Consider the following 7,394-nt stretch of genomic DNA (forward strand, 5'->3'; position numbering starts at 1 on the left):
AGCACAACCTTGCCAAGGTTGGGGTCGCGAGTTCGAATCTCGTTTCCCGCTCCATTTTTTTCTTACTATTTTTTCCCATTTTTTTATTTTCGTCAGATTTAGCGCTTTGGCCGATGTATTGCGTTTCAAACGGCAAAATCACGCTTGCGGACTTGGGCTTTACGGACAAAAGCGACGAGATTTTAAATTTAGGCGAGAACAAAGCCGCAAAAATAAATTCGCGAGACTTAGCTGAAATTTTAAAAAAATATGGGCTAGAGCTTGAGGATAAAAGCGGCGGAGAGACGATATTTGTCAAAAACTGCGATGCATTAGCTCTCGTGCAGCGCGCCTTTTTACAAGAGGTTTCGGGCGAGTTTAAGGGGTTGCAATTTGTAAAATTTCCGCTCATCGAACCTCAAAATGAACTTCCTAAAAACTTCCACGAATACAAATTTGACAAAATTTACGTAAATAAAATCAATCCAAAAGGTAGCTTTAGAGCTAGTTTTATCACGCCAAACGGCTCGCAGCCAAGCTTATTTTTTAGATACGAGATTAGCGCAAAAATGCCTGTTTTGCGGGCTACTAAGCCACTCGCGACGCGCCAGATGCTAGGTATAGACGACTTTGCAAAAGACTGGGTCGAGCTTGGCGAGTTTAGCCCCGATATGATGGGCGAGGCGCCAAACGCAAGGCTAGCGACAAAGCAAAACATAAAAAGCGGCGAAGTGCTACGGCTGCGGCAGTTTACGCCATTGCCGCTCATCAAAAAAGGCGAGCGCGTAAATGCGGTGCTTAGCGACGGGGCGCTCAGTATCATCGTCGAGGTCACGGCACTAGAAAACGGCAATCTAGGCGAGACGATCAAGGTCAAAAACAACGATAAAAAGGTCTTTAACGCTCAAATCGTTTCAAAAAAACAGGTGATGATAAGATGAAAATTTTTCTAGGCATTAGCGGCGCAAGCGGCGTAAATTTGGGGCTAAAGCTCGCCAGCGAGATAGCAAAAAGAAGCGAGTTGCATCTGTGCGTGAGCAAAAACGCGATGAACGTACTGGAAAAAGAGCTAAATTTGACGGATATTCTTTATAAAAACGACGCGGCGGCTAAATTTGACGAAAATCACGGCGACAAAAACATTGCGGACCTAAATTTTCAAATTTCGGCGCAAAATAGAGAAAACGACTCGCAGGCGTGCCGAAACAAAGACGAAAAAAGCGTAAATTTTAGCTCCGCACAAGGCGAGCTGGACTTTGATTGCGGAGACAAGCTGCAAGATGAAAATGGTAAATTTGCTGTTAAAGCACAAAATTTGGGCGATAATATTTTAAAATTTGACGCTTTGGATAACTGCGCTCTTGACGACATAAACGAGCAAATTTGTAAATTTGACGATCGTAAATTTCAAAACAAAAGCGAATTTGATAAAAACAGCGCACAAAAAGACGAGATTTATCAAATTTGGCAAGATTTGCAAAATCACGCCGTTATCCACGATGACTCCGATCTGGCCGCAGCGCCAAGTTCGGGATCGTTTGGTATAGACGCTACTATCGTCGTGCCCTGCTCTATCAACACCCTTGCTAAAATCCACGCGGGCTTTGCCGACACGCTGATAACTCGCGCCGCCGCAGTCGCACTAAAGGAGCGAAAGAGGCTGATTTTGGGCGTTAGAGAGATGCCGTTTTCTACGCTAGCGCTCGAGCACGCGGCCAAGCTTTCCGCGCTCGGCGCCGTTATCGCGCCGCCAGTTTTGGGATATTATTCGGCTCAAAATAGCCTTGAGGATATGGAAAATTTTATCATCGGCAAGTGGCTTGATCTGCTCGGACTCGAGCATCAAATTTACAAAAGATGGAGCTAAAAACAGCTGCGCCATTCGCAAGATAAAGTCCTGTTTTAGGCATAAAATAGTAAAATCATCCTTTAAAATTTAAAGGCAAAAAATGAAAGCTTGTATCTATCCCGGCACCTTTGATCCCGTCACGAACGGCCATCTGGACGTCATCAAGCGCGCGGCCAAAATTTTCGATAAAGTTATCGTCGCGGTTGCGGCAAGCGAGAGCAAGCAGCCATATTTTAGCTTGGCTAGACGCGTAGAGATGGCAAAAATCTCAACGGCAGACCTAAAAAACGTCGAGGTCGTCGGTTTTGATAACCTGCTCGTTGATTTTGCTAAAAATTGCGGCGTAAACGTCGTGATCCGCGGGCTTCGCGCGGTCAGCGACTTTGAGTACGAGCTGCAAATCGGCTACGCAAACGCCACGCTATGGGAGGAGCTTGAGACTGTTTATCTGATGCCAAGCCTCAAAAACGCCTTTATCTCAAGCTCGATCGTGCGCTCCGTTCTTAGCCACGACGGCGACGTTAGCAAGCTGGTCCCAAGCGAAATTTTAGAAACTTTGAAAGGCTAAATTTGTATATTTTATTTGAAGGTATCGACGGCGCGGGTAAAAGTACGCAGATAGCGCGGCTGGCGGCTGCTTTCCCGCAAGCCATCGTAACCAAAGAGCCCGGCGGCACGAAGCTTGGCGAAAATTTGCGCGAGATTTTACTAAAGGAAAACGACCTGGATAAAAGGGCCGAAATTTTGCTATTTTTGGCCGATAGAGCCGAGCATTTCGGTAAAATAATAAAACCAAATTTAGATAAGATGATTTTGAGCGACAGAGGCTTTGTCTCCGGTATGGCTTACGCGCTGGCGGGCGGAAATTTTAGCTTTGAGGAGCTTTTAAATTTAAACAAATTCGCCCTGCAAGGAAATTTTCCGCAAAAAATAGTATTTTTTAAAGCGGACGAAAGCACGCTAAGATCGCGCCTAGGCTCGCGCGCGCAGATGGACGGCATAGAGGCTCGCGGATTTGATTATCTGCTAAGAGTGCAGGACGCGATGGAGGAAATTTTGCAAAAACTAGACGTCTGCTACGTCACGATCGATGCCGCCTGGAACAAAGAAAAAATAACGAATTTGATAAAGGAGTTTATAAATGATTAGCGCATTAAGGGGGATGAAGGACGTTTTGCCGCCCCAGTCGGGACTTTACGAGAGGATAATCAAAATCTGTGAAGAGGTCGCGAAAAACTACGGATACGAGTTCGTGCTGGCTCCGCACCTGGAGCAGACGGCGCTTTTTCGCCGCAGCGTCGGGGAGAGTAGCGACATCGTGGGCAAGGAGATGTATCAGTTTGAGGATAAGGGCGGTAACGACGTTTGCCTGCGTCCCGAGGGTACAGCCGGCGTCGTGCGCGCCTTTATCGAGGCTAAATTTGACCGCGCGGGCGGCGTGAGACGGTACTTTTATCACGGTTCGATGTTTCGCTACGAGCGCCCGCAAAAAGGCCGTTTGCGCGAGTTTCATCAGTTTGGCTGCGAGTGCTTTGGCGAGCCTAGCGTTTATGAGGATGCGAGCGTTATCTTGATGATAAACGAGATTTTCTCGCGGCTAGGTATCAAAACCAAGCTACTTATAAATTCGCTCGGAGATGCCGCTAGTATGGGCGCATACAGGCAAAAACTGGTTAAATTTTTAGACGAGCACGAGGGTCAAATTTGCGAGGACTGTAAGCGCAGAAAGCTCACAAACCCTATCCGCGTGCTAGACTGCAAGGTAGAAAGCTGCCAAAAAATCTACGAAAACGCGCCGATGATAATCGGTAGCCTAAACGACGAATGCGCAGGCGAGTTTAAAAAGCTGCAAGAAATTTTAAGCGGCAACGGCGTGGAATTTGAGATAGATCCAAAGCTTGTGCGCGGGCTTGATTATTACTGCAAAACGGCGTTTGAGTTCGTTTCAAACGAGATCGGCGCAAAGAGCGCGGTCGCAGGCGGCGGGCGCTACGATAGACTGGTCGAGTACCTAGGCGGCAAGGCTAGCTACGGCGTGGGCTTTGCGATGGGTATCGAGCGCATAATGGAAATCCTAGGCGGCCGCGAGAGCCAAAGCGCAAGAGGCGGCGTATATATCGGCGCGATGGATGCCGATGGCGTGGACGTGGTCTATAAAATAGCGATAAATTTAAGAAAAAGCCTCCCGGTTCTCGTGAGCTACGAGCCTAAAAAACTACAAAAGCATCTAAATGCGGCCGATAACGCAAACGCTAGGATTTGCCTTTGCGTCGGAGAGGACGAGCTAAAATCGGGCAAAATTTGGCTAAAAGATCTGAGCGAAAAGGCTGAAAAAACGATTGATTTGGCAGATCTGGAGGCGGAACTTAAAAGGATTTTAAATGTATGATTACGGTTTAAATTTATGGGGAAATAATAACTTCATCGTCGAAAACGGTAAAATTTGCGTCAATACCGGCTCAAAACCCGCCATCATCGACATCGTAAAAAGCATCAGGAGCGAAGGCTACCGAGGCCCGCTATTGCTGCGCTTCCCTCACCTCATACACAAGCAAATTTCGCAAATTTACAAAAGCTTTGAGAGCGCGAAAAACGAATTCGGCTACAAAGGTAGCTTTAACGCCGTCTATCCGCTAAAAGTAAACCAATATCCGGGCTTTGTAAAAAACCTAGTCCGTCACGGCCAAAAGTACGGCTACGGGCTGGAGGCGGGCTCAAAGGCGGAGCTACTGCTGGTGATGGCGTATAATAACGAAGGCGCGCCGATCACCGTAAACGGCTTTAAAGATAAAGAGATGATAAATATCGGTTTTATCGCGGCCGAAATGGGGCACAACATCACGCTAACGATCGAGGGGCTAAACGAGCTTGAGGCTATCATCGCCATCGCAAAAGAGCGTTTCGCGCCAAAGCCAAACATCGGTCTGCGTATCAGACTGCATAGCAGCGGATCTGGTATCTGGGCTAAAAGCGGCGGCATAAACTCCAAATTTGGCCTAACGGCAACCGAGCTAATCGAAGCGGTAAATTTACTAAAAGAGGCAAATTTGCTCGATCGATTTAATATGATCCACTTTCATATCGGTTCGCAAATCACCGAAATCCACCCGCTAAAAAAGGCTCTAATCGAAGCAGGAAACATCTACGCCGAGCTGCGAAAAATGGGCGCGAAAAACCTAAAAGCCATAAATTTAGGCGGCGGTCTAGCCATAGAGTACTCGCAGTTTAAGGAAAACTCGAGCCGAAACTATACGCTTAGCGAATACGCCAACGACGTGGTCTATCTGCTAAAGACGATGGCGACGCAGCGAAACGAGGTGGAGCCAGATATCTTTATCGAGAGCGGCCGCTTCGTCTCGGCTTCGCACGCGGTGCTGGTTGCTCCCGTTTTGGAGCTCTTTAGCCAGGACTACACCGAGGAAAAGCTCGTACTAAAAAAGAAAAATCCTCAGCTAATCACCGAACTAAACGATCTGCTAAGCACGATAAAACCGTCAAATGCGATAGAGTATCTGCACGACAGCATCGATCATATGGAGAGTATACTCACGCTGTTTGATCTGGGTTACGTCGATTTGCAAGATCGCTCGAATGCTGAAATTTTAACCCACCTAATCATCAAAAAAGCGGCCAAGATCCTAGGCACCAAACAGCACAACGCCGAGCTTTTAAAGCTGCAAGAGGAGGCGCAGGAGCGTTATCTCGTAAACTTCTCCCTCTTTCAGTCGTTGCCTGATTTTTGGGGTTTAAAGCAAAATTTCCCTATCATGCCGCTTGACCGCCTGGACGTGCGCCCTACCCGTTCGGCGTCGCTGTGGGACATCACCTGCGATAGCGACGGCGAGATAGGCTTTGACGACGAGGAAAATCCTCTGTTTTTGCACGACGTAGATGTGGAGCAAGAGGAGTACTTTTTGGGATTTTTCCTAGTCGGAGCGTATCAGGAGGTGCTGGGTATGAAACACAATCTCTTTACCCACCCGACCGAAGCTACTATCGAGATAGACGCAGAGGGATTTAAGGTGTCGCACCTACTAGAGAGCCAGTCGATCCTTGATATCATGGAGGATCTGGACTACGACATCTACGAGATCCAGGACATCCTAAACGAGCGCATCGAAAAGTCAAAGCTCGTAACCGACTCGCAGCGCAAGCAAATTTTAGGCGAAATGTATCTGTTTTTAAACGATAACGGCTATCTAAAAACTATATCTTAAATTTACAAAAAGGAGTAAAAATGCTATCAAAAAGAGTTCAGGTGCTAGGCGAGAGCCTAACCATCGAAATCAGCACCAAGGCAAAAGAGATGAAAGCCCGCGGCGAGGACGTGATCAGTTTTGGCGCGGGCGAACCGGACTTTGACACGCCCGAGATCATCAAAAACGAGGTAAAAGCCGCTCTGGATAAAGGCTGCGGCAAATACACAGCCGTAGCGGGTACGCCCGAGGTAAGAGAGGCGGTCGCCGCAAAGCTAAAGCGCGACAACGGCCTAGACTACGCGCCTAATCAAATCATAACCAACGTCGGCGCCAAGCATTCGCTTTTTAACGTATTTCAGGCGCTAATCGACGAGGGCGACGAGGTCATCGTACCAAGCCCGTACTGGGTGAGCTACCCGGAGATGGTCAAATTTAGCGGCGGCAACCCCGTTTTTATCGAAACTAGCGAAAAGACCGGCTTTAAAATCACTCCCGAGCAGCTAAAGGCGGCGATCACTCCTAGAACTAAAATTTTAGTATTAAACAGCCCTTGCAACCCGACGGGCGCGATATATAGCCGCAAAGAGCTCGAAGCGCTGGGCGAAGTGCTAAAAGGCACGAAAATCATCGTAGCTAGCGACGAAATGTACGAAAAGCTAAACTACGAGGGCGAATTCGTCGCGACTGCGGCGGTGAGCGAGGATATGTTTAACCGCACGATCACGATAAACGGCCTAAGCAAATGCGGCGCGATGCCGGGTTGGAGATTTGGCTACATGGCTAGCCCGTTTAAAGAGCTAAACGCCGCGGTAAACAAGCTACAAAGCCAAAGCACGAGCAACATAAACTCCCTAACGCAAGCCGGCGCCATCCCTGCGCTGCTCGGCAAAGCCGACGAGGACATCGCGTATATGAAGGGCGAGTTTAAAAAGCGCCGCGACCTAGGCGTTGAGATGATAAACGCTATACCTGGACTTAGCGTGCTTAAGCCTGACGGCGCGTTTTATCTTTTTATAAACTGCTCCGAGGTTGAGCCTGATAGCATGAAATTTTGCAAAGAGCTGCTAGAAAAGGCGAAAGTTGCCGTGGTGCCGGGCGTTGGCTTTGGTATGGATGGATACTTTAGGTTTTCTTTTGCGACCGATCTAGATAGTATCAAAAAAGGCATCGAGCGTATCGGCGAATTCGTAAAAAGCTATAAAAAATAGCGTAAATTTTGACTCAAATTTGACGCGGCTTAAATTTGCGGCGTCAAATTTGGGTTTTTTTACTTCTGCTAAATTTGACCCTCCCCCTTCATCTCAAATTTTTCCACGTTAAAATTTAAGTCGCCTAAATTATTTGAGAAAATCAAAGCTATGAAAACA

7 protein-coding genes are annotated in these 7,394 nt (G+C 47.6%); all 7 read left to right on the forward strand.

Annotation, left to right across the window (positions count from 1 at the left end; genetic code table 11):
• The first annotated feature begins 113 nt into the window (after window positions 1-113).
• The 7 genes from flgA (at window position 114) to Q0314_RS00090 (ending at window position 7,235) form a co-directional block, all read left to right on the forward strand.
• Window positions 114-920: a flagellar basal body P-ring formation chaperone FlgA gene (gene flgA / locus Q0314_RS00060; RefSeq protein ID WP_298055073.1), complete on the forward strand. Its 807-nt coding sequence runs from the start codon at window positions 114-116 to the stop codon at window positions 918-920.
• The gene (locus Q0314_RS00065) at window positions 917-1,846 is read left to right on the forward strand and encodes a UbiX family flavin prenyltransferase (protein ID WP_298055076.1); all 930 of its coding nucleotides are present in this window, start codon (window positions 917-919) and stop codon (window positions 1,844-1,846) included. The genes flgA and Q0314_RS00065 overlap by 4 nt, the downstream gene beginning before the upstream one ends.
• Window positions 1,847-1,928: 82 nt before the next feature.
• On the forward strand, window positions 1,929-2,396 hold the full coding sequence (gene coaD / locus Q0314_RS00070; protein ID WP_298055079.1) for a pantetheine-phosphate adenylyltransferase: 468 nt from the start codon (window positions 1,929-1,931) through the stop codon (window positions 2,394-2,396).
• Window positions 2,397-2,398: 2 nt separating this feature from the next.
• On the forward strand, window positions 2,399-2,977 hold the full coding sequence (gene tmk, locus Q0314_RS00075) for a dTMP kinase (protein WP_298055082.1): 579 nt from the start codon (window positions 2,399-2,401) through the stop codon (window positions 2,975-2,977).
• On the forward strand, window positions 2,970-4,217 hold the full coding sequence (gene hisS / locus Q0314_RS00080) for a histidine--tRNA ligase (protein ID WP_298055085.1): 1,248 nt from the start codon (window positions 2,970-2,972) through the stop codon (window positions 4,215-4,217). Before tmk ends, hisS begins: the two co-directional genes overlap by 8 nt.
• The gene (speA, locus tag Q0314_RS00085) at window positions 4,210-6,045 is read left to right on the forward strand and encodes a biosynthetic arginine decarboxylase (RefSeq protein WP_122873894.1); all 1,836 of its coding nucleotides are present in this window, start codon (window positions 4,210-4,212) and stop codon (window positions 6,043-6,045) included. The genes hisS and speA overlap by 8 nt, the downstream gene beginning before the upstream one ends.
• A 20-nt stretch (window positions 6,046-6,065) precedes the next feature.
• Window positions 6,066-7,235 carry a pyridoxal phosphate-dependent aminotransferase gene (locus Q0314_RS00090; RefSeq protein ID WP_298055088.1) on the forward strand — a complete coding sequence of 390 codons (1,170 nt, stop codon included), beginning with the start codon at window positions 6,066-6,068 and terminating at the stop codon, window positions 7,233-7,235.
• Window positions 7,236-7,394 lie beyond the last annotated feature (159 nt).

It is taken from the genome of uncultured Campylobacter sp. (genome assembly GCF_938040115.1).
Taxonomy (GTDB): domain Bacteria; phylum Campylobacterota; class Campylobacteria; order Campylobacterales; family Campylobacteraceae; genus Campylobacter_A.

What these genes read in the sequence shown, in the direction of transcription:
- flgA (WP_298055073.1), top strand. Translation starts at nt 114, where the DNA reads ATGTATTGCGTTTCAAACGGCAAAATCACGCTTGCGGACTTGGGCTTT.
- Q0314_RS00065 (WP_298055076.1), top strand. Translation starts at nt 917, where the DNA reads ATGAAAATTTTTCTAGGCATTAGCGGCGCAAGCGGCGTAAATTTGGGG.
- coaD (WP_298055079.1), top strand. Translation starts at nt 1,929, where the DNA reads ATGAAAGCTTGTATCTATCCCGGCACCTTTGATCCCGTCACGAACGGC.
- hisS (WP_298055085.1), top strand. Translation starts at nt 2,970, where the DNA reads ATGATTAGCGCATTAAGGGGGATGAAGGACGTTTTGCCGCCCCAGTCG.
- speA (WP_122873894.1), top strand. Translation starts at nt 4,210, where the DNA reads ATGTATGATTACGGTTTAAATTTATGGGGAAATAATAACTTCATCGTC.
- Q0314_RS00090 (WP_298055088.1), top strand. Translation starts at nt 6,066, where the DNA reads ATGCTATCAAAAAGAGTTCAGGTGCTAGGCGAGAGCCTAACCATCGAA.